The organism is Conyzicola lurida (assembly GCF_014204935.1).
Classification (GTDB): domain Bacteria; phylum Actinomycetota; class Actinomycetes; order Actinomycetales; family Microbacteriaceae; genus Conyzicola; species Conyzicola lurida.
Genome location: NZ_JACHMJ010000001.1, coordinates 2086298 through 2112854, shown reverse-complemented (window position 1 = coordinate 2112854; position 26557 = coordinate 2086298). Strand labels below are relative to the sequence as shown.

Here is a 26557-nt window from a genome sequence, read left to right as displayed (position 1 = left end):
CAGCCCCCGATCGACACCTCACCGCGTATTGCGCCACTGCCCGTCCGAGAACGTGATCACCGACGGCCGCACCTCGATGAGCCCCTACCCCCTCATCGTTTTCCTTTCCTTCACCATGCTGGCACCGGCTCCGGATAAGACGAAGCATTTTCGGGGTGGAGAGCCGGGTGTCGCACAAGATGTTCCCCTGCGTTCCGGCCGGTCGCTACGTTGTGGGCATCTATCCGTTCTGATCGAGAGGTATACCCGTGAATTCCGAATCGAAGCCCACCGTCGTGCTCGTGCACGGCGCTTTTGCCGACGCCTCCGGGTGGACCGGTGTGATCAAGATCCTGCAGCGCGACGGCTACTCCGTTCTCGCCCCGGCGAACCCGCTGCGCTCGCTTCACGGCGACGCCGACTACGTGCGCACCGTGCTCTCGACGATCGACGGCCCTATCGTGCTCGTCGGCCACTCGTACGGCGGCGCGGTCATCACCAACGCGGCAACGGACGTCGCAGCGGTCTCGGCCCTCGTCTACATCTGCGGCTTCGCGCTCGACGAGGGCGAGCCGGTGCTCGGCGCCATCGGGCTCGGCGGCGGCTATTCGGCACTGGGCGAGCACACGCTGGTGCGTCCGTATCCCGGCGCCGCGGAGGGAGACGGCGACGGCTACATCGACCCCGACTACTTCAAAGAACTGTTCTGCGACGATCTGACCGACGAGGATGCCGCGGCGATGGGCGCCGCTCAGAGGCCCGCCGCGCTCAACACCCTCGGCACCCCCTCCGGCGTCCCGGCCTGGAAAACCATCCCCAGCTGGTTCCTCATCGGCTCCGACGACCGCACCATCCCGCCGGAGGCGCACAGGGTGATGGCAGAGCGAGCCGGCGGCCACGCGGTCGAGATCGAGAGCTCGCACGTGGCGATGATCAGCCACCCGGAGGCCGTCGCCAAGCTCATCGTCGACGCCGCGAAGAACGCGGTCCCGGCGTAACGATGGGGGAGTTGATCGTCCACCAGTTCGTGAGCGCCGACGGGTTTGCCGGCGACGAGAGCGGCGAGTTCGCGCTCTTCGACGACACCAGCCCGAATGCCACCTTCCAGCTCGACCAGGAGACGCTGGAGCGGCTGAAAGGCGTCGACACGATCCTGCTCGGCGCGAACACCTACCGCATGTTCGCGGCGTTCTGGCCGACGACCGACTCCGACCCCGAGGTGCTCGCACCACGCATCAACGAACTGCCCAAGATCGTGGTGTCGAGCACCCTCGAGGAAGCGCCGTGGGGCGAGTTCGAACCGGCCTTGGTGCTGGCGGATGGCGCGGCCGACGCCGTCCGCCGGCTCAAGGCCGACCTCGCCGGCGACATCATCGTCTGGGGCAGTCTCACTCTGACCGACACGCTCTTCCGGGAGGGGCTCGTCGACGTCGTGCGCCTGGTCATCGTGCCGCGCGTGCTCGGTCGCGGCCGCGGGGTGTTCCCGGACGGGTACACCGATGCCGGCCTCACGCTCGTGCGCACCGGCAGTTACGACGCCGGGCTCGTCGACATCGAGTACCGGACCGACCGGAAGGCCAGCATCTAGGCGGGGCACGGTACGCTGGCAGGGATGTCAACGACGCCCACCACACCAGTGTCCTCCGCCCACCGTGACGCGATCCCCGCCGAAATCGCGCGGTCCTGGCTGCTCGTCTCGGCCACCAACACCGCGCAGTTCGACGTCGCCGCCCGGTCGCGCGCCGACCAGATCGTGCTCGACATCGAGGACGCGGTCGACCCCAAGGCGAAGCCCGCGGCCCGCGGCGACGTCGTCGACTGGCTCGCCGACGGCGGCAGCGGCTGGGTGCGCATCAACGACCACACCACCGACTTCTGGAGCGACGACGTCGACGCCCTGTCCGGCGTTCCCGGACTGCGCGGCGTAATGCTCGCCAAGACCGAGTCGCCCGCCGACGTGACCGAGACCTTCGACCGTCTCGGCGGCCACACGCCCGTTCTGGCGCTCATCGAATCGGCCCTCGGCATCGAGGAAGCGGTGTCCATCGCGCGTGCCCGCGGCACGTTCCGTCTGGCCTTCGGCAGCGGCGACTACCGCCGCGACACCGGCACCAGCGCGGACAACCTCGCCATGGCCTACCCACGGTCGCGCCTCGTCGTCGCCAGCCGCATCGGCAACCTGCCCGGCCCCATCGACGGACCGACGGTCGGCAGCAGCCACCCGATCCTGCGCGAGCAGAGCCAGATGACCGTGGCGCTCGGCCTCACCGGCAAGCTCTGCCTCGACATCGAACAGACCCCCGTGATCAACGAGGTCATCAGCCCCACGCAGAGCGACGTGGCGTGGGCGCGCGACTTCCTCGCGGACTTCGAGGCGCGCGGACGCGTCATCCGCGACGGCAGCGACCTGCCCCGCCTCGGCCGCGCGCAGAAGATCGACAAGCTGGCGCAGGCCTTCGGGGTGAACCCGGCGTAGGCCCGCTAGCGGGTTGAGCCTGTCGAAACCCGCGTGCTATCGGCCGACGTACTCGCGCAGATGCTGCGCCGTCAGCGTTTCTCCCTGCTCGACGAGCGCCGCCGGCGTGCCCTCGAACACGATGCGGCCGCCGTCGATGCCCGCGCCGGGACCGAGGTCGATGATCCAGTCCGCGTGCGCCATCACCGCCTGGTGGTGCTCGATCACGATGACGGTGTTGCCGTCGTCGACCAGCCGGTCGAGCAACCCGAGCAGCTGGTCGACGTCGGCGAGGTGCAGGCCCGTGGTCGGTTCATCCAGAACATAGGTCGCCCCCTTCTTGGCCATGTTGATCGCCAGCTTGATGCGTTGACGCTCGCCGCCGGAGAGCGTGGTCAGCGGCTGTCCGAGCGACAGGTAGCTGAGCCCCACGTCGACGAGGCGGTCGAGAATCAGGTGCGCCGGCCCCGTGCCGAAGAAGTCGCGGGCCTCGACGACCGGCATCGAGAGCACCTCGTGGATGTTCTTGCCGTTCAGCGTGTAGGTGAGCACCTCGTCGGTGAAGCGCTTGCCCTCGCAGACCTCGCAGACCGAGGCGACCCCGGCCATCATCGCGAGGTCCGTGTAGACGAGACCGATGCCCTTGCAGTTGGGGCAGGCGCCCTCGGAGTTCGCGCTGAACAGCGCGGCTTTCACCTTGTTGGCCTTGGCGAACGCGGTGCGGATCGGGTCGAGCAGCCCCGTGTAGGTCGCCGGGTTGCTGCGCCGCGACCCGCGGATCGCCGACTGGTCGACCACGATCACGTCGGCGCTGCGGGGGAGCGACCCGTAGATGAGCGAGCTCTTGCCCGAGCCCGCGACGCCCGTGACGACGGTGAGCACGCCGAGCGGGATGTCGACCGAGACGTCCTTGAGATTGTGCAGGCTCGCGCCCGAGATGCGCAGGTGCTCGGTCGCGGCACGCGGGTCGGGGCGCAGCGAAACGCGGTGGTCGAGGTGGCGGCCGGTGAGGGTTCCGGAGGCCCGCAGCCCCTCCACGGTTCCGACGAACTGGATCTCCCCGCCGAACGGACCGGCGCCCGGACCGAGATCCACGACGTTGTCGGCGATGGCGATCGTCTCGGGCTTGTGCTCGACCACGAGCACGGTGTTGCCCTTGTCCCGCAGCAGGAGCAGCAGCCTGTTCATGCGCTGGATATCGTGCGGGTGCAGCCCGATCGTCGGCTCGTCGAAGACATAGGTGATGTCGGTGAGCGACGATCCGAGGTGGCGCACCATCTTCACGCGCTGCGCCTCCCCGCCCGAGAGCGTCGCCGATTCGCGGTCGAGCGACAGGTAGCCCAGCCCGATCTCGACGAGCGAGTCGAGCGTGCCCTTGAGGTTCGCGACGAGCGGCCCGACCTCCTCGTCGGTGACCGTGTCGATGAATTTCGCGAGGTCGTTGATCTGCATGGCCGAGCACTCGGCGATGTTCAGACCCTCGATACGAGATGCCAGTGCCTCCTGCTTGAGGCGCGCCCCGTTGCAGAGAGGGCAGGTCGTGAAGGTCACCGCGCGCTCGACGAACGCGCGGATGTGCGCCTGCGCCGCCTCGCCGCCCTTCGCGATGTACATGCGGTTGACCTTGGGAACGAGCCCTTCGTAGGTCGTGTTGATGCCGTTGAGCTTCATCTTCGTGGCTTCCTTGTAAAGGAAGTCTTCGCGCTGCTGCGGCGTGTAGTCCTTGATCTTCGCCTCGGGGTCGACGAACCCGGAGTCGATGTACCCCTTCACGTACCAGCCGTCGGCGCTGAAGTTCGGCACGGTGATCGCGCCCTCGAGCAGCGACTTCTCCTCGTCGACCAGCTGGGCGACGTCGATGCTCGACACCCGCCCGGTACCCTCGCACTCGGGGCACATGCCTTCGGGCAGGTTGAAGCTGAAGGCGCCGGAGGATCCGGCGTGCGGTACGCCGAGCCGGCTGTAGATGATGCGGAGCATCGCGTACGCGTCGGTCGCGGTGCCGACGGTCGACCGCGAGTTCGAGCCCATGCGCTCCTGGTCGACGACGATCGCGGCGCTGAGTCCCGAGAGCTCGTCGACGTCCGGTCGGCTCTGGCTGGCCATAAACGACTGGAGGAACGCGGAGTAGGTCTCGTTGATCAGCCGCTGCGACTCGGCGGCGATCGTGCCGAAGACGAGGCTGGACTTGCCGGAACCGGAGACGCCCGTGAAAACGGTGAGCCGGCGTTTCGGGATGTCGACGGAGACGTTACGGAGATTGTTCTCACGCGCACCACGCACGGTGATGGTGTCGTGGCGGTCGGCGGGCATGGCGGCGGCAGCGTCGGTCATGCCTGACAGTATTTCACCCGGCGGTGACACGCGGCGAAGGGGTTTCGACAGGCTCAACCCGCGGGGGTGTCGACGATCGTCGTCACCACGCGCACCAGGCTCGGGTCGGCCGGCGCCGAGCCGAAGCCGAATCGCACCGGCGGAGTCAGCGGCGCGAGTACGCCGAGGTCGACCCCGCGCAGTTGCGCCTCGATCGACGAAATGCGCCGGGCAGACGTGACGCCGTAGAACTCGCGCCGCCCCGTGCCCGCCGAGCCCGCGGTGCGCGCTCCGGGCACGATCAACGACGCGACCGGGTCGATCAGCCGCAACCAGCCGGGACGGGTCGCGATCGACCGCGGCACGAGCCGCAACAACCGGCCGAGCGGCGAGACCCCGCCGACGACGAAGGATGCCGCGAGCGGGCCGGCCGCGACACTGATCCGTTCCGCGACCCGGGTCACGGTGACCGGTGCGACCACGACCTCGTCGAATACGTAGGTCGTGGAGACGAACTCGGCCACGGAGTCACTCGGGGCGATGAGGAGACGTGTGCCCGCGGCATCCTCGATCATGACGTCGGCGAAGCGCCCGAGGGGCGAGTCCGCCCAGATGCCGACCACGATGCGCGTGCCGGAGGCGGTGCCGAAGCCCGCGATGGAACCGTCGAAGCGCAGCTGTGTCATGCCGCAAGCGTAGGCGGGCGGACCGGGAGGTTCCCGAAACCGGTATGCCACGTGCGGGTGGCATAGCGTTGTCGGACATCTCTCGGCGGAGCCGCGAGCCAGCTGCGCTACAGCGCCAACTCGAAGTCGGTGCGGGTGTGCCGCTGCCCGTTGATCTGCAGCTCGAGCGAGTGCGTGCCCGCGTAGTGCACGCGCGTCGTCATCTGGCGCAGGGCGTGGCGCTTGCTCAGGGTGACGCTCTCCCCGGCGGCGAGGGTCGTCGACGTCAGCTTGAACACCTTCTCGGCCTGGCTGCCGTTGCTCTTCATGAAGTGCACGACGTAGTCCACGGCGAGGCGGGCGGGAACGTCGCCCTCGTTGGTGAGCGCGAAGCTGAAGGCGAGGCTGCCCGGCAGGGTGATCGCCGTGCTCTCGAGCACGGGCGCGCCCACCGTCACCACGACGGGCGTGAAGCCGAGCAGCGCGAGCGCGCCGGGGTGCGCCTTCTTCACGAGCGTGCGCAGGCCGTGCCGCACGACCCACGCGGTGTTCTCGTCGGGGTCGGCGAGCCAGCGTCCGGCCACCTCGACCACGAGGTCGGGGTTCTGCCGGGCCAGGTCGTTGAGGTGGTTGGCGACGGAGCGGCGCACGTAGTCGGTCTCGTCGCGGTACAGCGCGTCGAGGATCGGCACCGTCGCCTCGGGGGAGGCGAGTAGCGACCGCACCCGGATGGCCCACGGCAGGAACGCGCGGGTTCCCTCGCTCGCGAGCCGGCGCACGTGCTCGTTCGGGTGCGACGTCCACCCGTGAACCACGGGCAGCGCGCGCTCGAGGTCGTGCTCGAGCAACCGGCGGATCGAGAACTCCGAGGTCAGCCGCGGCGTCAGCTCGGCGAGCAGCCCGAGCGCGTCGTCGAAGTGCGACGGCGATGCGAGCGCGAGCGTGGTGACGGTCTCGCCGACCGGCCAGATCGTCCAGCCGGCGAACGAGGGGTCGTCGAGAGCGGTGCGAATGATGCCGGATGCCGCGCCGTAATCGCTCGGCAGGTCGACGAGCAGCGCGGCGCTGACCAGATCGGTGCGCTCCCGCAGGCTCGGGTCGCCGAGGTCGCCGCGACCGAGTTGCGCGCCGAGCTGCTCGAGGCGTGCGAAGGCCAGCCCCTCGCCCGCCGACCGGAGATGCCCTCGCAAGCGGCCGATGGCATCCTCGTCGATCAGTTCGTTCATGGCACCCATGGCACCGACACTACGGGGCGCCGCCGACAGCGTTACTTGACCGAGCCCGCCGTCAGCCCGCTCACGATGTACTTCTGCAGGAAGAGGAACAGCGCCATCACGGGGATCGCCGCCATCACCGCGCCGGCGGCGAACAGGCTCCAGTTCTTGCTGGTCTCGTCGGAGACGAACTGGAATAGCCCGACCGCGAGCGTCTGCTTGGCGGGATCGGTGAGCACGATGCTCGCGATCACGAACTCGCTGGTCGTGCCGATGAACGACAGCAGGCCGACGACCGCGAGGATCGGCGCCACCAGCCGCAGGATGATCGTGAAGAAAATGCGCGCGTGACCGGCTCCGTCGATCTTCGCCGCCTCGTCGATCGAGGCGGGCACCGTGTTGAAGAAGCCGTACATCAGGTAGGTGTTCACGCCGAGCGCGCCGCCGAGGTAGACGAGGATCAGCCCGATCTGGGTGTCGAGGCCGATCGCCGGGAAGATGTCGCTGATGCCGTTGAGCAGCAGGAAGATCGCGACGACCGCGAGCAGCTGCGGGAACATCTGCACCAGCAGCAGCGTGAGCAGCCCGACCCGACGCCCCGTGAACCGCATGCGCGAGAACGCGTAGGCGGCGAGTGCCCCGAGGAACACGGTGCACAGCGCCGAGATGCCGCCGATCAGCAGGGTGTTGAGGAACCAGGCGGCGTACGGCTGCTGGGGCCGCTGGAACAGGGCGATGTAGTTCTCGAAGTCGACCGTGGCGAACAGGTCGTTCGACCCGACGAGCGTGCCGTTCGGGTTGAGCGACGACGACAGCACGTAGAGCAGCGGGAAGGCCGCGAAGATCACCACCGCGATGCCGACGAGGTGGCGCCATCCGGTCGCCCTGAACCACTTCGCGAGGGTCGGCTTGCGTTTCCGGACGACGGTCGGGGTGCTCAATTGATGTCCTCCAGTACGCGGGTGCGCCGGTAGCCGATGATCGACACGGTGGCGACGACGATGAAGATGATGATCGCGAAGGCGCTCGCGAGCCCGTAGTCACGGCCGGCGACGGCGCCGAATGCCACCTTGTAGACGAGCGTGATCAGGATGTCGGTGGCGCCGACATTCACCCCCGCCGAAATATCGCGTGGGCCTCCCGCGGTCAGCATGTAGATGAGATTGAAATTGTTGAAGTTGAACGCGAACGACGAGATCAGCAGGGGTGCGAGCGACACCATCAACAGCGGCAGCTTGATCAGACGGAAGATGCCCCAGTTGCGCGCCCCGTCGACCCGCGCCGCCTCGATCACGTCGTCGGGGATCGCCTGCAGCGCCCCGGTGCAGACCAGGAACATGTAGGGGAACCCGAGCCAGAGGTTCACGAACAGGATGCTGATCTTGGCAAGCGTCGGGTCGGTGAGCCAGGGCACGTCGGCGCCGCCGAGCAGCACGTTGTTGACGAAGCCGAACTGCGGGTTGAGGAGCCCGGCCCAGACGAGCGCCGACAGGAACGACGGGAACGCGTACGGGAGAATCGCCAGCACCCGGTAGACCTTGCGGCCGCGCATGCGCGAGTCGTTGAACACGATCGCGAGGAACAGTCCGAGCGCGAACGTCGTCGCCACCGACAGGAAGGCGAAGGCGAAGGTCCACAGCACGACGCCGAGCAGCGGCCCGCGGATCGACTCGTCGGTCACCGCCCGCACGAAATTGTCGAACCCGACGGTGATCGTCCACCCGGGGGTGAGCGCTTCCCCCTCGGCCGAGGCGAACTCGCCGTTGCCCGCGTCGCTGTACACCGTCCCCGTGGCCTGGTCGGTGAAGCTGTCGGACGCCTCGTCGTAGAGCAGCGTCGACTCGTAGAGGAACGCGCTCGTGCCGTCGGGCGTGCGCAGGGCGCCGTCGCTCGGGTTGTCGGTCAGCGGCACGGAGATGGCGCTGATCGCCTCCTGGTTGTTGAGGATGTCGTTGAAGCTCAGGGTCTCGTAGCCGTCGAGCGACGTGCCGTCGGAGTCGACCTCCTCGAGCGGCCGGCCCTCGCCGCCGAGGCTCACTTCGCCGTCGGGGTCGGTGACCAGGAAGCTGAAGGTGCCGAGCTGCTGCACCACGGTGAGTTGGTAGGCGGGAGAGTCCTCGACGCGCACCAGCGACTTGGCCACGATCGCGTTGATGGCGTCGTCCTTGGTGCTGTTGTGGCCGTCGCCGTAGTTGGTGAACGCGATGTAGCCCGTGTAGACGACCACGAAGATCTGGAAGATCACGAGGAAGAACACCCCGGGCGCGAGGTACTTCGCCGGTAGGGCGCGCCTGCTCAGGTAGATCCAGTCGAGCACGAGCAAGGTGGCGACGCCGAGACCGAAGACCAGCCAGCTGCCGGCGACGAACAGCACGAACAGCGCGTAGACGCCGATGGCATTGAGCACGCTCAGCGCGATGATCTTGATCAGGATGCCGGAGAGACTGAGCGGCGCTTTCTCCCGGCGCCGCACGGCCGGTGCCGGGGGCGCCGGGGTGGTGCCCGGTGCCCCCGCGAGCTGCGTCATCAGCCGGCGATCTTCGCGGTGATGCTCGCTGCCATCGCCTGCCACGCGGCCGTCGTGTCACCGGCCGTGCCAGAGATCAGCGCGGCCTCGGTGGCACCCCAGTCGCCCCAGACCTGGCCCATCGCGGGGATCGAGGGCTGGGGCACCCCGGCCGCTCCGACCTCGCCGAAGGCGGCGACATCCGGGTCGGACTGTGCCGCCTCGAAGGCGCTCTTCAGGGCGGGCGCCCGCTTGCCGGCCTCGAAGATCGCGGTCTGCACCTCTTCGGTGCCGAGGTAGCTCACCACGAACTTGTTGGCGAGCAGCGCGTTGTTGCTCTTCGCGCTGACGAAGAAGCCCTGCACGCCCACGAACGGCGTCGACGGTTCGCCGCCGGCGCTCGGGACGCCCTCGATCGAGTAATTGATGCCCGCCTCTTTGATGCGCTCGAGGTTCCACGGGCCGGTGATGATGTACGGCGTCTTCTTGTCGACGAAGGTCTCGATGGCGATGTCGCCGTCGACGTTGATGTTCAGCACTCCGGTGCTGCCCCACTCGGCGAGCTTCGCGGCGAACTCGTCGCCGCCCGCGTTGGCGAGCTGCAGGTCGTCGGGGTTGTAGCTGCCGTCGGCGTTGGTGCCGAAGACCGGCGCACCGAACGAGGTCTGGATCGGGTACAGGTGGTACGGGTCGGCGGTCGGGCCGAGCTGCACGATGAAGGGGAATTCAGCCTGGCCCGCCGAGACGATGCCCTGGCCCGCGGCGATCATCTCGTCGAAGGTGTCGTGCGCGCTGGGGTCGAGGTCGGTGTTGCGGATCAGCGCCACGTTCTCGATCGAGACGGGAAGCCCGTACTGCTGGCCCTCGTAGCTCATGGCCTGGGTGGCGACCTCTTCGAAGTCGCCGGCGTTGTCGACCGTGAGGGGAGCGACCACGCCGTTCTGCACCCAGCTGCCCAGCCAGTCGTGGGCGCCGACGACGACGTCGGGTCCCTTGCCGGTGGGTGCCTGCTTGATGAAGTCCTCGCGCAGGGTGTCGCCGAACTCCTTCTGCACGAGCGTCACGGTGACGTCGTTCTCCGACTCGAAATCGGAGACGACGTCTTTGATCGCCTCGGCGCGGTTGGCGTCCACCCACACCACGAGCGTGTTCTCGGAGTCGGCGGTATCGTCGCCGCCTCCCGAGCACCCCGCGAGTGCGAGAGCGGCGACGGAGGCGATGGCCCCCGCGCGGATGAGGTTGCGGATGTTCACCGTCATTGGTGTGCCTCTCGTTCACGAGCGGCCCCGTTGCCGTCTCGTTTGCGCGTCGCTGTGACGACGATTCAAGAAATATCGCAGGCCGTAAGCGCTTGCAATCATCTTGTGCGGTTTCCACAAAAGGGGATAGGACGGCGCCAACCGGGTCGTGTCCCAACTCGTGGTCGAGGCGGGCGCCTGGCTCGCATCCGTGCTCGCGCGCTGCTAGCCTGACGCGGCCTAGGCTGGTGGGAGTAGCCAAGGAGGCAATCATTTCCGACATCTCGAACACCGTCGTGGAGATCCACGTTCCGCTGACCCCGCTCATCGGGCTGCCTGAGGGCGAAGACCCCTTCCCGTGGATCGACGAGATCATGGACTACATCACCGAGCTCGACGAGCGAGGCGAAGCGGCGCTGTACGACGACGGCGGCGAATTCGGCGACGTCTACGTGTTCCTCATCAACGCGGCATCCGAAGAGCGTCTGCTCTCGGTCGCGGCACGTATCGCGGACCTGCCGGGCGTTCCTGCCGGGGTCTACGCGATGGTCACCGACGACGAGGCCGAGGAGTTCGGGCAGGGTCGTCGGGTCGAGCTGTCCTGAGCCGGCAGGCGGGTTGAGCCTGTCGAAACCGCGTTAAGCGGGTTGAGCCTGTCGAAACCCATGAAGGATTTCGACAGGCTCAATCCGCCGGTTCTCAGTGGCCCATCGGCGCCGCCGCACCGGTCGACGCCGGCTTGCGGATGAAGAACGCGATCGGGATCGCGACGAGCGAGATGATCGCTCCGTAGACGAAGGCCGAGTGGATGCCGCCGGCCGTCGCCGACACGACGGTGGAACCGTCCGCGACCATGGTCGCCGCGCGCGACGAGAGCACCGTGATGAACACGGCGATTCCGGCCGCACCCGCGAGCTGCTGCACCGTGCTGAGGATGGCACTGCCGTGCGAGTACATCTTCGGCGCGAGTCCGGCGAGGCCGGAGGTGAACAGCGGCGTGAACAGCAGGGCCAGGCCGATGCTGAGCAGCACGTGCGCCACGAGCACCCACCAGAACGGCGTGTTCTCGCCGAGCATGGTCATGCCCCAGAGAGCGGCGCTCACGATGATCGAACCGGCGACGACCAGCACGGTCGGTCCGTTTCGGTCGTAGAGACGGCCGACGAACGGCGCGAGAAGACCCATGACGAGACCGCCGGGGAGCAGCAGCAGGCCGGTGGAGAGAGTGTCGAGACCGAGCACGTCCTGCGTGTAGAGCGGCAGCAGGATGAGTGTTCCGAACAGCGCGATCATGCTGATCATGACCATGCCGATCGACAGCGAGAACGACTTCGTGGTGAAGGTGCGCAGGTCGAGCAGGGCGATGTCGCGCTTCTGCAGGCTGAGCTGGCGCAGCACGAAGACCACGATCGCGACGACACCGACGGCGAGGGGCAGCCAGGCCTCGACGGCCGTGATGCCGCCCTCGGCCTCGCCGATGCTGCTGAGGCCGAAGACGAGTCCGCCGAAGCCGAACGCGGCGAGGATGACCGAGAGCACGTCGAGCGGGGTCTTGCGCGGCTCGGAGACGTTCGGGATGCGCAGGGCGCCGAGCACCAGAGCGGCGACGGCGATGGGCAGCACGATGATGAACATCCAGCGCCAGTCGAGCACGCTGAGGATCAGGCCGGAGATCGTCGGACCGACGGCGGGCGCCACCGAGATGACGATCGAGATATTGCCCATGATGCGCCCGCGGTTCTGCTCGGGCACGAGGGTGAGCACCGTGGTGAACAGCAGCGGGATCATGATCGCGGTACCGACCGCCTGCACGATGCGGGCCGCGAGCAGGACCTCGAAGCCGGGCGCGAGCGCCGCCACCAGGGTGCCGGCGCTGAACACCGCCATCGCGGTGATGAAGATGCCGCGGGTGGTGAAGCGCTGCAGCAGGAATCCGGTGATCGGGATGACGACGGCCATCGTGAGCAGGAATGCGGTGGTGAGCCACTGCGCCGCACTCGCGGTGATGCCGAGGTCGTCCATGAGGTGTGGCAGGGCCACGCTCATGATCGTCTCGTTGAGGATCACGACGAAGGTCGACACGAGCAGGATCGTGATGGCGAGCATGTTGCGCGCACCGACCCGCTTGGTTTCGGCGGCGGAGGCTGCGCTGTCGGTGGCGGAGGAATCGGGCACGGTGGGAATGGTGGAGGTATCAGACAAAGCTGTAGTCCTGTCGTACAAACTGCTACGGGAAAGAGAGTCGGGCGACGGTACCCGGATGCCGCGGATCTGCTCACGCGGAATCGTGCGTCACTTCGAATCAAGCGGGAACGGTCACCGCTTATTCCTATTTGCTCATGAACATCAGGCTGCCACGAAGTGGACGGTGTCCACAAGCAAGAGTTTCAGGCGGCGGAGCCGTTGGTGTGCAGCAGTTGCGTCGGGCCGAACGACACGTTCTGCTCGATGTTCACCGTGACCTCGTCGGCCCGGAAGTCGAGCGACACCGTCAGGGCGAACGGCGTGCCGGTGAGGCAGATCTTCGCGAGGTATGCCGAGTCGTCGACCCAGGCGCCCGCCGCGGCGACGGGCTGCGGGCGTTCGACGAGCGCCGACTCCGCGGGCTCCCAGACGCCGTAGCCGCAGCGCAGCTCGTGGACGCCCGTCGCGGTGGTGAGCGCGAGGGTCGTGCCGTCGAGATTCTCCGTGAGTGCGACCGTGGTGAGGCCGAACGAGTTCGTCGGCAGCGAGTACTCGCGGCCGCTGACCCGGATGGCGGCGGGAGACGTCGCGGCGCCCGGGGGAGCGGGGATGGTGAGGCCGCGCAGGCGTGCCGTGAGGGCGGCGTCGGCCGCGGCATCCGGAGTCAGAATCTCGTGGTTGCCGAGCACCGGCAGCAAGTGTTCCCAGACGAGGTCGAGTTCGATCTGCGCGCTCTGCACGCCCGAGGTGAGCACGAGCAGCGCGTCCTGCTCGGGGAAGGCGATCGACAGCTGGCCGAACGCGCCGTCGGCGCGGTAGCTGCCGTGCCGGTTGCGCCAGAACTGGTAGCCGTAACCCTGGTCGTTGTCGGCCGGTGCGTCGGGCGTGGCGTTGGGCACCTGGCGAGCTGTCGCCTCCGCGACCCAGTGCGCCGGCACGACCTGCGTGCCCTGCCACTCGCCGCCGCGCAGGTAGGTCTGGCCGAAGCGGGCGATGTCCTCGGTCGTCACCGAGAGGCCCCAGCCGCCGACGTCGATTCCCCGCGGGCACTGTTCCCAGGCGGCATCCGCGATGCCCAGGGGCTCGAACAGCCGGGGCGTGAGGTAGTCGAGCACGCGCTGGCCGGTGAGCCGCTGCAGGATGGCCGAGATCAGGTAGGTCGCGCCGGTGTTGTAGACGAAGGTGCTGCCCGGGGCGAGTTCGACGGGCAGAGCCAGCAGGGCACGCGACCAGTTGTGCTGGCTCTCGTCGACCCGGCCGATCGTGTCGACGGCGTGGCCGGTGGTCATGGTGAGCAGGTGGCGTAGGCGCATCGCGGCGAGGTTGTCGCCCACGGCTTCGGGCAGGTCGTCGGGCAGCAGGTCGACGACGCGGTCGTCGAGAGCCAGCAGCCCCTCCTCGATGGCGAAACCGACCGCGGTCGAGACGAAACTCTTGCTGATCGAGAACAGCGCGTGCGGGGCGGCGGCGCTGTACGGCGCCCACCAGCCCTCGGCGATCACATGACCGTGACGCACGAGCATGAGACTGTGCAGGTCGTGTACCTCGCGCTCGAGGGCGTCGACGAACCGGCCGATCGCCGCGGAGGAGACGCCCTGCGCCTCGGGGGTGCTGCGGGGAAAGCTCGTCATGCGTCAACCGTAATGCGGGCCTTGGCCGGCCACCGACCGAGGAGAAGGATGGCGCCGCCGAAGCAGGCCGAACCGAGCACGGCCAGCGGGAAGTCGAGGAACCACTGCATGACGCAGAACGCCGGGATGAAGGTCAGCGCCGCCGCGATCGCGACCACGGGGCCGGGCGGCGTGGCGCCGATCTCGCGAGGGGCCTCCCAACGGGCGACGATGAACGAGAGGCCGAACACGGCCGCCATCACGATGACGAAGAACACGGGGCGCGTCCACCACCACGCCGAGCTGCCCGGGAACGGGCTGGCGCCGGGGATGAGCAGGGCAAGGCCGGAGACCGCGAGGATGACCGGCAGGTGCCAGAGGTAGATGGTCATGAGGCGGGAGCCGACGACGAAGACGACGGCGCGGGCGGCGTGCGTGTTCATCAGCGCGGCGAGCGCGGGCCGGATGAGCCGGAGGGCACAGGCCTGCGCGACCGCGAGCGCCACCAGCGGCAGCGTGGGCGGGTTGAGGTTGGTCAGCATGTCGTCGCTGTACGGTCCGACGGCCGTCATCGGCACGAGCGTCGCGTAGGCGACCGCGGCGATCAGCACGAGCTGCCAGACGGTGCGGGCCGCGAACCAGCCGTCGGCGTACCAGAAGCCGAGCTGTTGCACGAGAATCCAGACGAAGAACAGATTGACGAGACCGATCTCGGTGATACCCGTGGAATACCGCAGCGCGTCGATCACGATGACGCCGGCGAGCAGCACGGCGAGAGTGGCGCGGGGCGCACGCGTGTGCCACCCGGCCATGATCGGCACGAAGGTCTGGCAGAGGGTGTAGGCGGCGAGGAACCAGAGCGGGAAGCCCGCGCCCTCGACGACCACGTCGAGGAGGCCCGCGTCGACTCCGACCAGTCGGGCGACGCCGATCACCACGACGTAGAACAGGAACAGGGGGAGCGCGGGCTGGGCGAGCCGCAGCACGCGGTTGCGCACATACTGCGAGGCGCCCTCGCCGCGGCGTCGCAGGCTGCGCCACGCGGTGAGGCTGGCGAATCCGCCGACCACGAAGAACAGCGGCATGATCTGGCCGGCCCACGTGCCGATCGCGAACCACGGCTGTTCCTCGAGCGGGCGGGTGATGGCGAGTCCGCCGCCCTCGTCGAAACCGACCCCCACCATGAGCAGGTGGATGACCACGACGAGCAGCACGCAGAAGACGCGCGCGATGTCGAGTGTGAGGTCGCGCTTGGAGAGATCGATCGAGGAGGCGGCCGACGACGCGCCGCTCACCTTCCGTCGCCGATCCGGGGCGGGCGGGCTGTGCGGACCTCGGCGACCATCATGCGATCACTCTAGGGGCACGCGTCGCGAGGGCCCGCAAGCCGAACGCCGCTCGTTTCTGTCAAGCCCCGGCGGCCGAGCGCCGCGCCCGTACTAACGTCCCGGGTGTCGGCCGAGCGTGCCGGCACCGGAGCGGGATTTCGGACGGTCGCAACGACGCGGCGCGGTTCCGACGCGAGTACCACCCGGTCACGACTTCACCGGTCCCGCAGAGACTCGAACTCGAGGAGAACACCGTGAAGAGATTGCTCGTGCCCAGCGCCGCCTGTGCGGCATTGCTCGTATCCGCGGTCGCCGTGGCCGGACCCGCGGCCGCCGGGGGAGGCGGAACACCCACGGCCGGCCCGCCGACGACCGTCGCGAGCGGATTCGTGGCCCCGCTCAGCCTCGAAATCGACTCCGGCCGCGTCGCCTACCTCAGCCAGAACTTCACCGGCCAGCTCACGCGGGTCGCCCGCGACGGAACGGTCACCGAGCTCGCGAGCGCGCCCGGCCAGGAGATCAGCGCCGTTTCCACCCGCGACGGCGTCGTGTACTACGCGCAGGTCGCCATGGACCACTCCGCCGCCGCGCTCATGGCGGTGCCCGCCGCGGGCGGTGCGCCGACGCAGGTCGCCGACCTCTTCGCCTACGAGTCGACCGCGAACCCGGATTCGGGCCAGTCCTACGGATTCCAGGGCCTTCCGGCCGAGTGCGCGGCGCAGTTCCCGCCGCCCGGGGGCATGGTGACGCCGCCCGAGTACACCGGCATCGTCGACACCCACCCCTACGCGTCGCTGGCACTGAACAACGCCGTCTTCGTAGCGGATGCCGGTATGAACGCGGTTCTGCGGGTGGGGTACGACGGAGCGGTGTCGACGGTCGCGGTGTTGCCCGCGCAGCCGGCGATCACGGCGACCGCCGAGTTCCTCGCGACGGTTGGCCTGCCGGCCTGCGCGGCGGGATACGACTACATCACCGAGGCGGTACCCACCGACGTGGAGATCGGCCCCGACGGGTGGCTGTACGTGACGACGCTGCCCGGCGGGCCGGAGGACCCGTCGTTCGGGGCCCGCGGCAGCGTCTACAAGGTCAACCAGAAGTCGGGCGAGGTGCGCCTGCTCGCCACCGGCTTCGTCGGTGCGACCGGGCTCGCGGTCTCACCCGCGGGCAACGTCTACGTGGCCGAGCTGTTCGGCGGACCGACCGGCGGCGGACAGATCTCGGCGCTCTGGAAGGGCTCGACCACGCCGACCCCGCTGACGCAGGTGCCGTCGCCCGCGGCGATCGAGGTGCGCTCGAACCGGCTGTTCGTCACGACCGACGCGCTCTCGGAGACCGGAGGCGCCTCGCTGTCCCTGATCGAGGTGGCCGGGGCGAAGTAGTCAGTCGTCCTTCGGGCGGTGCGCGGCGAGAGCCGTCTCCTCGGCGTCGATGCTGCGCAGCACGTCGCGCACCGCACGCTCCTGGTACCGGCCCTCGGAGCGCGCGGCCAGCACCGCTTCGCGTTCGGCGTCGATCATCAGGCGGCGCAGCCGGTTGTACGCTGCGGGGCTCGGCTCCGCGTCATCCGGGCCCGCCTGTTCGATCGCCCTCGACAGGAACTCGGCATTGACCCGCAGCCGTGTGACGACCGCGTCGTCGTCGGCGTCGGTGACGGCCTGGTCGAGCGTCGCGAGTCCCGCCGTCTGCGCCTCGGCGAGCAGGTTGTGCTTCTCGGTGCGCTCCTGCATCGCATTGGGCGGCGGGAGCTTGAGACGGCGGATGACGGCGGGCAGGGCGAGTCCCTCGAGCAGGGTGCCCGCGACCACCACGAAGGCCAGGAACTGCAGCAGCTCGCGCTGCGGCGTTCCTGTGGGCAACAGGAACACCGCGGCGAGGGTGACCACGCCGCGGATGCCGGCCGCGGAGACCGCGATCGACGTGCGCCAGCCCCAGGCGCGTCGCCGCAGGAAGCCGGGACCGTACTCGTAGAGCAGCGTCGTCACACCGACGAACGCGAAACGTGAGACGACGAGGATTCCGAGCACGACGGCCGAGATGCCCACGATCTGCCAGACGCCGAAGTCGGAGTCGCGCACGCTGTCCAGGATGCCGGCGAGGCTCAGGCCGATGAACAGGAACACGGCGTTCTCGAGCAGGAATCGGATCGTGCGCCAGTTGATCGATTCGGCGATGCGCGCCTCCGCGGTCTGCACCTGCGGCGAGCGCTGCCCGAGAAAGAGTCCCGCGATCACGACGGCGAGCACACCGGACCCGCCGAGGAGCTGGGCGGGGATAAAGGCCACGTACGGGATGACGAGCGAGAGGCTGGTGTCGAGCACGGGTGCGCGGAGCCGCTTGCGGATGGCGGAGACTACGAACCCGACAGCGAATCCGACCGCGACCCCGCCGACGACCGCGATGCCGAACTCGCCGACGACGTCCCACGGGTGCAGCACGCTGACGATCGCGGCGATCGACGCGTTGAGCGCCACGAGCGCGGTGGCGTCGTTCAGCAGGCTCTCGCTCTCGAGCACCGTCACCACCCGCCGCGGCAGCCGTAGCTTGCCGGCGATGGCGGTGACAGCCACGGCGTCGGTGGGCGCGACGACGGCGCCGAACGCGAAGGCCGCCGCGAGCCCGACCGAGGGCACGAGCCACCAGAGCGAGAACCCGACGGCCACGACCGTGAACGCCACGAGCCCGACCGACAGCACCAGGATGCTGTCCCGTCTCGCGAGGATGTCCTTGAGGGGCGTCCGGATGGCGGCCGCGAACAGTAGCGGTGGGAGGATCCCGTACAGGACGAGATCGGGCTCGACCGTGATCCCGGGCACACCGGGGATGAACGACACGACGCCGCCCACGGCGACGAGGGCGACGGGCGCGGACCACCCGGCGCGGCCGGCGAACCCCGTGACGGTGACCGTCACGAGCACGAACGACACGGCCCAGATGATGGCGGTGACGATGTCGATATCGATGAGCACTGTCCTTTCGAGGGTGCCGGACGCGCGGGCAAGGGGGGCTTGTTCATCATGGCATCCCGGATGGCAATGCCTCGTGCGGAGAAATCGCCCGGTCGTAGGGTGAAATCTCTCCCCTCAACGACGACGGAGGTCTGAATATGCCTGACACGACAACGCCCCGCACCAGTTTCAAGGTGATCGCCCTCGCCGTGGCTGGAGCCGTCGGCGGATTCCTCTTCGGTTTCGACTCCTCGGTGGTCAACGGCGCCGTCGACGCCGTGCAAGGCCAGTTCGACCTCTCGGCCTCGCTCACCGGGTTCGCGGTGGCGAGCGCGCTGCTCGGCTGCGCCGTCGGCGCGTATCTCGCCGGCCGCATCGCCGACCGCTGGGGCCGCATCCCGGCGATGATCGTCGGGGCCGTGCTGTTCCTCGCCAGCGCCCTCGGCTGCGGTTTCGCGTTCGGCGTGTGGGACCTCGTGCTGTGGCGGCTCGTCGGCGGGCTCGGCATCGGCATCGCCTCGGTGATCGCCCCGGCCTACATCGCCGAGATCTCGCCCAAGCACATGCGCGGGCGTCTGGCCTCGCTGCAGCAGCTCGCGATCACCGTCGGTATCTTCGCGGCCCTGCTCAGCGACGCGCTGTTCGCGAACGCGGCGGGCGGTGCCTCGGGCGAGTTCTGGTTCGGTCTCGAGGCGTGGCGCTGGATGTTCCTCGCGGGCGCACTGCCCGCGGTCGTCTACGGGGTGATCGCCTTCCTGCTGCCGGAGTCCCCGCGGTTCCTCGTGCTCAAGGAGCGCGACGACGAGGTGCGCGGCATCTTCGCGCGGCTCTGGCCGGGCGACGACGTCGAGCGTGCCATCCGCGAGATGCGAGACGCGATCCAGGCCGACGCGCTCGGCTCGCAGAAGGGCGCGCTGCGCGGCCCCGCCCTCGGCCTCAAACCCATCGTCTGGATCGGCATCATCCTGTCGGTGTTCCAACAGTTCGTCGGCATCAACGTGATCTTCTACTACTCGACCACCCTCTGGAAGTCGGTGGGGTTCCAGGAGAGCGACTCGTTCACGATCTCGGTGATCACCTCGGTCACGAACATCGCGGTGACGTTCGTGGCGATCGCGCTGGTCGACCGGGTTGGGCGGCGCCCGATCCTGCTGTTCGGCTCGGCCGGGATGGCGATCTCGCTCGCGACCATGTCGGTGGCGTTCAGCCAGGCGGACATCGTCGACGGCGCCCCGAGCCTCCCGGGTGCCTGGGGGCCGGTCGCCCTCGTCGCGGCCAACGTCTTCGTGGTCAGCTTCGGTGCGTCCTGGGGGCCCGTCGTCTGGGTGTTGCTGGGGGAGATCTTCCCGACCAAGATCCGGGCGCGGGCGCTCGGCATCGCCGCGGCCGCCCAGTGGATCGCGAACTTCGTCATCACGGTCACGTTCCCGCCGCTCGCCGCGTTCTCGCTGATCTTCACCTACGGCATGTACGCCCTGTTCGCGGCGCTGTCGTTCGTGTTCGTCCTGCGGTTCGTGCCGGAGACCAACGGGATGTCGCTCGAGGAGGCCAACACGCTGCTGCCGCCGAAGAACTCGGCGAAAGCGTGACCGGCGCATCGACCGTAGGAGTTCCCACCCCCGCCAAGTAGGGTCGGCAGCATGACCGACCGCATCGACACACTCATCATCCTCGGCGCCGGGGGCGACCTCACGTCGCGCCTGCTCCTGCCCGGCCTCGCCTCGCTGTTGGCGTCCAGCCGCGGCGACGCCGTCACCGTCCTCGGCGTGGACCGGGCAGAGATCACGGATGCCGCGTGGCAGCAGAAAGTGTCGGTCGCCTTCGCGACGACGCCGTCGCCTCTCGGCACGACAGTCGCGGAGAAATCACGGTACCTGCGCGGCGACGCGACCGACGCCGACGACCTCCGCCGCGTGCTCGGCGAGGCGCAGGGGCGCATCGCCCTGTACTTCGCGCTGCCTCCCGCGGTGACCATCCTCGTGGTGAAGGCGCTCGCGAAGATCGACCTACCGAAGGGCATCGTTTTCGCACTGGAGAAGCCCTTCGGCACCGACCTGGCGAGCGCCCGCGCCCTCAACCGCCGGCTCGAGACGCTCGTGCCCGAGGAGCAGGTGTTCCGGGTCGACCACTTCCTCGGCAAATCGACGGTGCTCAACCTGCTCGGTCTGCGGTTCGCCAACCGCATCTTCGAGCCGCTGCTCTCCGCGCCCAACGTGGAGAAGGTCGAGATCACCTTCGACGAGCAGCTCGCCCTCGAGGGCCGCGCCGGCTACTACGACAAAGCGGGCGCGCTCACCGACATGATCCAGAGCCATCTGCTGCTGGTGCTCGCCCTCACCACGATGGAACCTCCCGCGAGCGTCGACGCCGACGACCTGCGCGGCGGCATGGCGCAGGTGCTGCGGGCCACCCGGGCGTGGGAGAAGGACGGTACTTCGAGTCACCGCGCGCACTACACCGCCGGCGAAATCGACGGCCGCACGCTACCCGCCTACACCGCGGAAGAGGGCGTCGACCCGGCCCGTGGCACCGAGACCCTCGCCGAGGTGACGCTCGCGATCGACAACTGGCGCTGGGCCGGCGTGCCGTTCGTGCTGCGCTCCGGCAAGGCGCTCGGGGGAGCGAAGCAGGAGGTCGTGGTCACGCTCAAGGACGTGCCGCACCTGCCGAAGGGACTGCACGGCCAGAGTGGTCCGACCCAGCTGCGCATTTCGATGAAGCCGGCGACACTCGAACTCGACCTGCGCATCAACGGCGAAGACGACCCGTTCGTGCTGGAGAAGGTCGTGCTCGCCTCCGACATGCGGTCGGGCGAGCTCAACGCCTACGGAGAGGTTCTCGCGGGGCTGCTCGACGGCGATCCGACCCTCTCGGTACGCGGGGACGTCGCCGAGGAATGCTGGCGCATCATCGCGCCGTTCGTGCGCGCGTGGTCGGACGGCGCCGTGCCGCTCGACGGCTACCCGGCGGGATCGTCGGGTCCGTCATCCTGGCATCGCCGAACGAAAGTCATCTCTGCGGAGTAGAGTCGACGGGTTGCCGGACGACCCGATGGTGTGCCCGTGTGGTGATGTACGGCCCACCATGCGAAAGAGAATCCCCGATGAGCGGCGACACGAAGCCTAAGTCCAGCACAAACGTCAAGGTGATCGCCCTCGCGATTGCGGGTGCCGTCGGAGGTTTCCTCTTCGGCTTCGACTCGTCGGTCGTCAACGGCGCCGTCGAACCGATCCGCGAGCAATTCGGCCTCTCCGAGTCGCTCACCGGCCTCGCCGTGGCGAGCGCGCTCATCGGCTGTGCGATCGGCGCCTACGTCGCCGGACGCCTCGCCGACTGGAAGGGCCGCATCCCCGCGATGATCGTGGGCGCCATCCTGTTCTTCGTCAGTGCCGTTGGCACCGGCCTCGCCTTCAACGTCTGGGACCTGATCGCCTGGCGCCTCGTCGGCGGCCTCGGCATCGGTATCGCCTCGGTGATCGCCCCCGCCTACATCGCGGAGATCTCGCCCAAGAACCTGCGCGGCCGCCTCGGTTCGCTCCAGCAGCTCGCCATCACGATCGGTATCTTCGCCGCCCTGCTGAGCGACGCCGTGTTCGCCGAGTGGGCGGGTGGCGCCGGTCAGGAACTCTGGCTCGGCCTCGAGGCGTGGCGCTGGATGTTCCTCGCCGGCATCGTGCCCGCCGTGGTCTACGGCCTAATCGCCCTCAAGCTTCCCGAGTCGCCCCGCTTCCTCGTGCTCAAGGGCCGCGACGACGACGCCCGCGGGGTGTTCGCGAAGCTCTGGCCGAACGACGACGTCGAGCGCGCCATCCGCGACATGCGTGCCGGTATCGAGACCGACGCCCTGGGGTCGAAGAAGGGCGCCCTGCGCGGTAACCGTTTCGGCCTCAAGCCGATCGTCTGGGTCGGCATCATCCTGTCGGTGCTGCAGCAGTTCGTCGGCATCAACGTGATCTTCTACTACTCCACGACGCTCTGGCGCTCGGTCGGTTTCGAGGAGAGCGACTCGCTCACCATCTCCGTCATCACCTCGGTGACCAACATCGCCGTGACGTTCGTCGCGATCGCGCTGGTCGACCGCGTCGGCCGCCGCCCGATCCTGCTGTTCGGTTCCGTCGGCATGACCGTCGCGCTCGCCACGATGGCGATCTCGTTCAGCCAGGCAGTCCAGGTGGATGGCGCTCCGAGCCTCCCCGGCGCGTGGGGACCGGTCGCCCTCGTCGCCGCGAACCTCTTCGTCGTCAGCTTCGGAGCATCCTGGGGCCCCGTCGTCTGGGTGCTGCTCGGCGAGATCTTCCCGAACCGCATCCGCGCGCGCGCGCTCGGCATCGCCGCCGCCGCGCAGTGGATCGCGAACTTCGTCATCACCGTCTCGTTCCCTCCGCTCGCCGAGATCTCGCTCGTGATCACCTACGGCATGTACGCGCTGTTCGCGGCCCTGTCGTTCGTCTTCGTGTTCAAGGTCGTGCCCGAGACCAACGGCCTCTCGCTCGAAGAGGCGCAGACCCTGTTCGTGAAGAAGGACAAGAGCGCCGCCAAGTAACGCTGCCGTTGTCGCACGGTCGACAGGACGCGATGGCCCCGTCGACAGGACGATCCGCGGCGCGTCGGCCGCGGCATCCTGTCGACCGGTGGCGGATACGGGGGTTAACCCCGATGACCTTTCAGCGCCCGACCGGCAGACTTGGGGGCATGAGTTCACTCGCACGTCCCAAAAACGGCCGCATGATCGCCGGCGTCTGCGCCGCGATCGCCAACCGATTCGGAATCTCGGTCACGCTCGTCCGCGTGCTCACCGTGGCTTCGGTCCTGATCCCCGGACCGCAGGTGATCATCTACCTGATCCTCTGGGTCGTGTTCCCCTCGGAGTAACTACCTCGTCAGCACCGTGGCGAGCGCGTCGGTGATCGCCGTGCGCGCCTCGTCACGGTCGATGGACGCCGCGTTGTCGCCCGGCTGCACGCCGTAGTCGCCGAAACCGGCGTGGTTGAGGCCGTCGATCTCGACGAGCTCCGCGTCGTCGGGCAGCATTCCGCGGGCGTCCGCGATCTTCTCCGGCGTGCTCAGACCGTCCTCGCTGCCGGCGATGCTCAGCACCTCGAGGCCGGAGCCGGTCAGGTCGTCGGCGCAGTAGCTGCCGAACAGCACCAGCCCGGTCACCGCGGGGTCGTCGGCGAGCATGCACGCGCGGACGCCGCCGAGCGAGTGACCGCCGACGAACCACTCGTCGACGCCCGGGGCGTCGTCGGTGAACGTCGCCAACGGGCGCTGATCGAAGAACGCGAGGTTCAGCGTCGGTTCGGTGATCACGATCGTGGCGCCCGTACGCTCGACGATTCCCGAGAGCTTGAACATGTACGCGTAGGGGTCGACCTTCGCACCGGGGATGAACACGAGTCCCGTGCCCGAGGCGACGCCCGTCGGCGCGAGCACCACCGAGTGGTCGGTGCTCGTCACCTCGACGTGGGGGTTCGTCCACACCTCGACGGCAGCGTCGCGGTCGCCCTGCATCACCATGTTCGCCCAGACCATGAACGCTACGACGGCGAGCACGACCACCACCGCGAGGGCGACGAGGGCGGTGCGGATGCGGCGGGCGACGGGGGAGCGGCGGGGCATCCCGTCAGCCTACCGAGCCGCGGCGGTCACCATCCCATGGTGCCGGGTTCGCCCTTGAACGGGCCGACGACGCGGGCGGTGATCCAGCCGCCGTAGAACCCGCCGGCCTGCGGCTGCACCGTCTCGCCGGCGACCTCGCAGCGATCCATGCGGCCCGGGTAGACGGCGACGAGGCCGACGAGCGACTCGAATCCGGGGCTCGGATCGGGGTAGAACCAGCCGGCGCTCTCGGCGACGCGGTCGCCGCCGCGGATCGTCAGGTAGCCGGCGACACCCTTGAATTCGCAGTAGCTGGTGCCGGGTGCCGGCTCCAACGAGCCCGGCACGAACCCGATGCGCGGCACGTAGTAGACCGGCGGGTGGCTCGTCTCGAGAACGCGCACGGCATCGGTGGTGTCGACGATGGTCTGGCCGCCGAGCGTGATGACGACGCGTTCGGCGGTCGGTTCGACCCTCGGCGGGCGCGGGTACTCCCACACGGATTCCTGTCCGGGGGCGGGCGGCACGGGGCGGATCGATCGGCGCATGACGTCAGTGTCGCGCATCCGGCTGGAAACCGCCCCTTGTTTCGCCGATGACGAGCCTGTAGACCTCAGGAATGGAATTTCTCTTCATCATCGCGGATGCGCCCGACGCCGAGCCCTGGCCCGAGGAACCGCCGGCGGGCGACTGGGGAGGCGAGATGGACGCGCGCGGGGTACGGGTGCGCGGCAACCGGCTGCGCCCGGCGGCGGAGGCCACGACCGTGCGGTTGCGCGGCCACGACCTGCTCGTGACGGACGGCGCGATCACCGAGGGCCGCGACTGGACCGTCGGCTACGACGTGATCGAGTGCGTCGACCTCGACGAGGCGATCCAGATCGCCTCCCTGCACCCGATGGCCAGATACGGCCGGGTGGAGATCCGGCCGGCCTGGCCCTTCGAGGACTGACCGGTCACTCGCGCGGCGGCAGCTCCTGCACGGCCCATCCGTTGCCGTCGGGGTCGGTGAAGAATACGAACCGGCCCCACGGGTATTCCTCGACGCCGCGGGCCTCGACCCCGGCGTCGGCGAGCTGGCGTAGAGCGTCGTCGGCGCTCGCGACCACCACCTGGATGCCCTCGAGCGACCCCGGCTCCATCGTGCCGCCCAGATCCTTGTCGAGCACGATCGAGCAGGCGGAGCCCGGCGGCGTCAGCTGCACGAAGCGCATCGTCTCGTCGACGCGCACATCGTGGTCGGCGTGGAAGCCGAGCTTTTCGTAGAACGCCTTCGAGCGGTCGATGTCGGTGACGGGCACCGACAGTAGTTCGATTTTCCAGTCCATGGACGGCTCCCTTGCTGTCGAATGACAACAGGATGCCGCACGCCGCCGACATGGCGGAAGCGGGTGGCGGTGGCGAGGTCGGAGGGGTTTCGATTCGGCCGTGGCCGGCCCGCTCAACCACCGCTGGTTGAGTAGGCGGCTCCACGAGATCAGCCGAGGGTGGCGACCGCCGTGGTGATCGGGGTGTCGCCGCTCACGATCTCGAACGCGGTGCCGATGGTGCGCGGGTCGTCGAGCGCTGCGACGACCGTGGCCGCGACATCCGCCCGGGGGATATCGCCACGCTCGACGGTCTCGCCGACCGTGACCAGCCCGGTGGCCGGCTCGTCCAGCAGGCCGCCCGGACGCACGATCGTGTACTCGAGCGACGACTTGGTGACAGCGACGTCGGCGTCGTGCTTGGCCTCGTAATAGGGCTTCATCGAGCCGAGATCGCCGGTGGGCTTGTTGCCGGCGCCGATGGCGGAGACCATGACGAAGCGCGACACGGCGGCCTGCTCGGCGGCTGCGATGGCCTTGACCGCTCCGTCGTAGTCGACGGCGCGGGTGCGCTTCGGGTCGCCGCCGCCGGCACCGGCCGAGAACACGACCGCGTCCGCGCCGGAGAAGACCGCGGCGAGCGCGTCGACGTCGGCCGTCTCGATGTCGAGGACGACGGGGATCGCGCCGAGGTCGATCAGTTCGTCGGTGCGGTCTGCGTTGCGGAAGATCGCGACGGCCTCGTCGCCGCGGGCGTGCAGCTGGCGGATGATCTCCTTGGCGACCTTGCCGGTTCCCCCGACGATGGCGATGCGGACGGGCTGGTTTTCAGAAGTAGTCATACCCCCAGTGTTCCACCGACTCCCGACTAGTGTTGGGTCATGCGCTGGTTGACCGAGAGGCTCGTCATGATCATGACGGTGTCCTTCCTCGTGCTCGCCGTCTCGCAGTCGGAACCGTCGTCGCTCGTCTTCGCCGGAATCGCGGCCCTCGCGGTATCGACCGTGCTCGCCGCGCGCTACGCCGCCGTGATCATCCGCTCCCGCGAGATCACCGTGGGCGAGCGTGCCCGCGAGCACCGCCAGTCGCTCGTCGAGATGCCCCAGCCGCGTCATCCCGACACCCCCGGCCGCCCGCGTACCCGGGCTCCCTCGGCAGTCACCGCGGCCGCGTAGTTCCTCCAGCAGGATGCGCGGCCATACGGCCCACCCA

The 26557-nt window shown here is 68.8% G+C and carries 25 protein-coding genes; 11 read left to right on the top strand and 14 right to left on the bottom strand.

Going from position 1 to position 26557, the window contains the following annotated elements; all coding sequences use genetic code 11:
* Positions 1–248: 248 nt before the first annotated feature.
* From HD599_RS10255 to HD599_RS10245, 3 genes are read left to right on the top strand one after another with little or no spacing between them, the layout of a single operon-like run.
* Positions 249–977 carry an alpha/beta fold hydrolase gene (locus HD599_RS10255; RefSeq protein ID WP_343062006.1) on the top strand — a complete coding sequence of 243 codons (729 nt, stop codon included), beginning with the start codon at positions 249–251 and terminating at the stop codon, positions 975–977.
* An 11-nt stretch (positions 978–988) separates the two neighbouring features.
* Complete coding sequence (locus HD599_RS10250) at positions 989–1567, top strand: dihydrofolate reductase family protein (RefSeq protein ID WP_184236923.1); 579 nt, start codon at positions 989–991, stop codon at positions 1565–1567.
* A 24-nt stretch (positions 1568–1591) separates the two neighbouring features.
* On the top strand, positions 1592–2455 hold the full coding sequence (locus tag HD599_RS10245; protein ID WP_184236920.1) for an HpcH/HpaI aldolase/citrate lyase family protein: 864 nt from the start codon (positions 1592–1594) through the stop codon (positions 2453–2455).
* A gap of 36 nt (positions 2456–2491) precedes the next feature.
* On the opposite strand, the gene HD599_RS10240 is transcribed toward HD599_RS10245, so the two are convergent.
* The 6 genes from HD599_RS10240 to HD599_RS10215 all read right to left on the bottom strand — a co-directional run bounded on the left by HD599_RS10240 (position 2492) and on the right by HD599_RS10215 (position 10391).
* Positions 2492–4768 (bottom strand): ATP-binding cassette domain-containing protein, encoded by a 2277-nt coding sequence (locus tag HD599_RS10240; RefSeq protein ID WP_221420481.1) that lies wholly within the window; start codon positions 4766–4768, stop codon positions 2492–2494.
* A gap of 53 nt (positions 4769–4821) precedes the next feature.
* A complete protein-coding gene (locus tag HD599_RS10235; protein WP_184236917.1) occupies positions 4822–5433 on the bottom strand; it encodes a hypothetical protein in 612 nt (203 codons plus the stop codon).
* Positions 5434–5540: 107 nt separating this feature from the next.
* Positions 5541–6638 (bottom strand): DNA alkylation repair protein, encoded by a 1098-nt coding sequence (locus tag HD599_RS10230; RefSeq protein WP_246376163.1) that lies wholly within the window; start codon positions 6636–6638, stop codon positions 5541–5543.
* A 41-nt stretch (positions 6639–6679) separates the two neighbouring features.
* On the bottom strand, positions 6680–7567 hold the full coding sequence (locus HD599_RS10225; RefSeq protein ID WP_184236911.1) for a sugar ABC transporter permease: 888 nt from the start codon (positions 7565–7567) through the stop codon (positions 6680–6682).
* Positions 7564–9153 carry an ABC transporter permease subunit gene (locus HD599_RS10220; protein WP_184236909.1) on the bottom strand — a complete coding sequence of 530 codons (1590 nt, stop codon included), beginning with the start codon at positions 9151–9153 and terminating at the stop codon, positions 7564–7566. Before HD599_RS10220 ends, HD599_RS10225 begins: the two co-directional genes overlap by 4 nt.
* The gene (locus HD599_RS10215; RefSeq protein WP_184236906.1) at positions 9153–10391 is read right to left on the bottom strand and encodes a sugar ABC transporter substrate-binding protein; all 1239 of its coding nucleotides are present in this window, start codon (positions 10389–10391) and stop codon (positions 9153–9155) included. Before HD599_RS10215 ends, HD599_RS10220 begins: the two co-directional genes overlap by 1 nt.
* A 227-nt stretch (positions 10392–10618) precedes the next feature.
* On the opposite strand from HD599_RS10215, the gene HD599_RS10210 reads away from it, so the two are divergent.
* Entirely contained in the window at positions 10619–10975 is a 357-nt protein-coding gene (locus HD599_RS10210) for a glutamyl-tRNA amidotransferase (RefSeq protein WP_246376161.1), read from the top strand.
* Positions 10976–11069: 94 nt separating this feature from the next.
* Here HD599_RS10210 and HD599_RS10205 read toward each other — a convergent pair whose 3' ends face one another.
* From HD599_RS10205 to HD599_RS10195, 3 genes are all read right to left on the bottom strand, one after another.
* The gene (locus HD599_RS10205; RefSeq protein WP_184240530.1) at positions 11070–12476 is read right to left on the bottom strand and encodes an MDR family MFS transporter; all 1407 of its coding nucleotides are present in this window, start codon (positions 12474–12476) and stop codon (positions 11070–11072) included.
* Between the two features lie 281 nt (positions 12477–12757).
* Positions 12758–14185 (bottom strand): serine hydrolase domain-containing protein, encoded by a 1428-nt coding sequence (locus HD599_RS10200; protein WP_184236903.1) that lies wholly within the window; start codon positions 14183–14185, stop codon positions 12758–12760.
* Positions 14182–15459 carry an acyltransferase family protein gene (locus HD599_RS10195; RefSeq protein WP_184236900.1) on the bottom strand — a complete coding sequence of 426 codons (1278 nt, stop codon included), beginning with the start codon at positions 15457–15459 and terminating at the stop codon, positions 14182–14184. The genes HD599_RS10200 and HD599_RS10195 overlap by 4 nt, the downstream gene beginning before the upstream one ends.
* Positions 15460–15746: 287 nt before the next feature.
* Between HD599_RS10195 and HD599_RS10190 the strand changes: the two genes are divergently transcribed.
* Positions 15747–16874 (top strand): ScyD/ScyE family protein, encoded by a 1128-nt coding sequence (locus HD599_RS10190; RefSeq protein ID WP_184236897.1) that lies wholly within the window; start codon positions 15747–15749, stop codon positions 16872–16874.
* Here HD599_RS10190 and HD599_RS10185 read toward each other — a convergent pair whose 3' ends face one another.
* Complete coding sequence (locus HD599_RS10185) at positions 16875–18461, bottom strand: Na+/H+ antiporter (RefSeq protein WP_343062004.1); 1587 nt, start codon at positions 18459–18461, stop codon at positions 16875–16877. It lies immediately after the preceding gene.
* Between the two features lie 137 nt (positions 18462–18598).
* On the opposite strand from HD599_RS10185, the gene HD599_RS10180 reads away from it, so the two are divergent.
* The 4 genes from HD599_RS10180 to HD599_RS10165 all read left to right on the top strand — a co-directional run bounded on the left by HD599_RS10180 (position 18599) and on the right by HD599_RS10165 (position 23312).
* The gene (locus HD599_RS10180) at positions 18599–20029 is read left to right on the top strand and encodes a sugar porter family MFS transporter (protein WP_184236894.1); all 1431 of its coding nucleotides are present in this window, start codon (positions 18599–18601) and stop codon (positions 20027–20029) included.
* Between the two features lie 51 nt (positions 20030–20080).
* Positions 20081–21466 carry a glucose-6-phosphate dehydrogenase gene (locus HD599_RS10175; protein WP_184236891.1) on the top strand — a complete coding sequence of 462 codons (1386 nt, stop codon included), beginning with the start codon at positions 20081–20083 and terminating at the stop codon, positions 21464–21466.
* 77 nt (positions 21467–21543) lie between these two features.
* A complete protein-coding gene (locus tag HD599_RS10170; RefSeq protein ID WP_184236887.1) occupies positions 21544–22983 on the top strand; it encodes a sugar porter family MFS transporter in 1440 nt (479 codons plus the stop codon).
* A 149-nt stretch (positions 22984–23132) separates the two neighbouring features.
* On the top strand, positions 23133–23312 hold the full coding sequence (locus HD599_RS10165; protein WP_184236884.1) for a PspC domain-containing protein: 180 nt from the start codon (positions 23133–23135) through the stop codon (positions 23310–23312).
* On the opposite strand, the gene HD599_RS10160 is transcribed toward HD599_RS10165, so the two are convergent.
* Together HD599_RS10160 and HD599_RS10155 are read right to left on the bottom strand one after the other, a co-directional pair.
* On the bottom strand, positions 23313–24059 hold the full coding sequence (locus HD599_RS10160; protein WP_184236881.1) for an alpha/beta hydrolase: 747 nt from the start codon (positions 24057–24059) through the stop codon (positions 23313–23315).
* Positions 24060–24085: 26 nt separating this feature from the next.
* Positions 24086–24586, bottom strand: a complete 501-nt coding sequence (locus tag HD599_RS10155; RefSeq protein ID WP_184236878.1) for a DUF427 domain-containing protein — start codon at positions 24584–24586, stop codon at positions 24086–24088.
* A 71-nt stretch (positions 24587–24657) separates the two neighbouring features.
* Between HD599_RS10155 and HD599_RS10150 the strand changes: the two genes are divergently transcribed.
* Complete coding sequence (locus tag HD599_RS10150; RefSeq protein ID WP_184236875.1) at positions 24658–24990, top strand: YciI family protein; 333 nt, start codon at positions 24658–24660, stop codon at positions 24988–24990.
* Positions 24991–24994: 4 nt separating this feature from the next.
* On the opposite strand, the gene HD599_RS10145 is transcribed toward HD599_RS10150, so the two are convergent.
* A complete protein-coding gene (locus HD599_RS10145) occupies positions 24995–25366 on the bottom strand; it encodes a VOC family protein (protein ID WP_184236871.1) in 372 nt (123 codons plus the stop codon).
* Between the two features lie 149 nt (positions 25367–25515).
* A complete protein-coding gene (locus HD599_RS10140; RefSeq protein WP_184236868.1) occupies positions 25516–26187 on the bottom strand; it encodes an SDR family oxidoreductase in 672 nt (223 codons plus the stop codon).
* Between the two features lie 39 nt (positions 26188–26226).
* Here HD599_RS10140 and HD599_RS10135 point away from each other — a divergent pair, with 39 nt between their 5' ends.
* Positions 26227–26520 carry a DUF6412 domain-containing protein gene (locus HD599_RS10135; protein WP_184236865.1) on the top strand — a complete coding sequence of 98 codons (294 nt, stop codon included), beginning with the start codon at positions 26227–26229 and terminating at the stop codon, positions 26518–26520.
* Positions 26521–26557 lie beyond the last annotated feature (37 nt).

Coding starts and splice junctions, on each gene's coding strand:
- HD599_RS10245 (WP_184236920.1), top strand. CDS start 1,592: ATGTCAACGACGCCCACCACACCAGTGTCCTCCGCCCACCGTGACGCG.
- HD599_RS10240 (WP_221420481.1), bottom strand. CDS start 4,768: ATGACCGACGCTGCCGCCGCCATGCCCGCCGACCGCCACGACACCATC.
- HD599_RS10235 (WP_184236917.1), bottom strand. CDS start 5,433: ATGACACAGCTGCGCTTCGACGGTTCCATCGCGGGCTTCGGCACCGCC.
- HD599_RS10230 (WP_246376163.1), bottom strand. CDS start 6,638: ATGAACGAACTGATCGACGAGGATGCCATCGGCCGCTTGCGAGGGCAT.
- HD599_RS10220 (WP_184236909.1), bottom strand. CDS start 9,153: ATGACGCAGCTCGCGGGGGCACCGGGCACCACCCCGGCGCCCCCGGCA.
- HD599_RS10215 (WP_184236906.1), bottom strand. CDS start 10,391: ATGACGGTGAACATCCGCAACCTCATCCGCGCGGGGGCCATCGCCTCC.
- HD599_RS10205 (WP_184240530.1), bottom strand. CDS start 12,476: ATGCTCGCCATCACGATCCTGCTCGTGTCGACCTTCGTCGTGATCCTC.
- HD599_RS10200 (WP_184236903.1), bottom strand. CDS start 14,185: ATGACGAGCTTTCCCCGCAGCACCCCCGAGGCGCAGGGCGTCTCCTCC.
- HD599_RS10180 (WP_184236894.1), top strand. CDS start 18,599: ATGCCTGACACGACAACGCCCCGCACCAGTTTCAAGGTGATCGCCCTC.
- HD599_RS10175 (WP_184236891.1), top strand. CDS start 20,081: ATGACCGACCGCATCGACACACTCATCATCCTCGGCGCCGGGGGCGAC.
- HD599_RS10170 (WP_184236887.1), top strand. CDS start 21,544: ATGAGCGGCGACACGAAGCCTAAGTCCAGCACAAACGTCAAGGTGATC.
- HD599_RS10165 (WP_184236884.1), top strand. CDS start 23,133: ATGAGTTCACTCGCACGTCCCAAAAACGGCCGCATGATCGCCGGCGTC.
- HD599_RS10160 (WP_184236881.1), bottom strand. CDS start 24,059: ATGCCCCGCCGCTCCCCCGTCGCCCGCCGCATCCGCACCGCCCTCGTC.
- HD599_RS10155 (WP_184236878.1), bottom strand. CDS start 24,586: ATGCGCCGATCGATCCGCCCCGTGCCGCCCGCCCCCGGACAGGAATCC.
- HD599_RS10150 (WP_184236875.1), top strand. CDS start 24,658: ATGGAATTTCTCTTCATCATCGCGGATGCGCCCGACGCCGAGCCCTGG.
- HD599_RS10145 (WP_184236871.1), bottom strand. CDS start 25,366: ATGGACTGGAAAATCGAACTACTGTCGGTGCCCGTCACCGACATCGAC.
- HD599_RS10140 (WP_184236868.1), bottom strand. CDS start 26,187: ATGACTACTTCTGAAAACCAGCCCGTCCGCATCGCCATCGTCGGGGGA.
- HD599_RS10135 (WP_184236865.1), top strand. CDS start 26,227: ATGCGCTGGTTGACCGAGAGGCTCGTCATGATCATGACGGTGTCCTTC.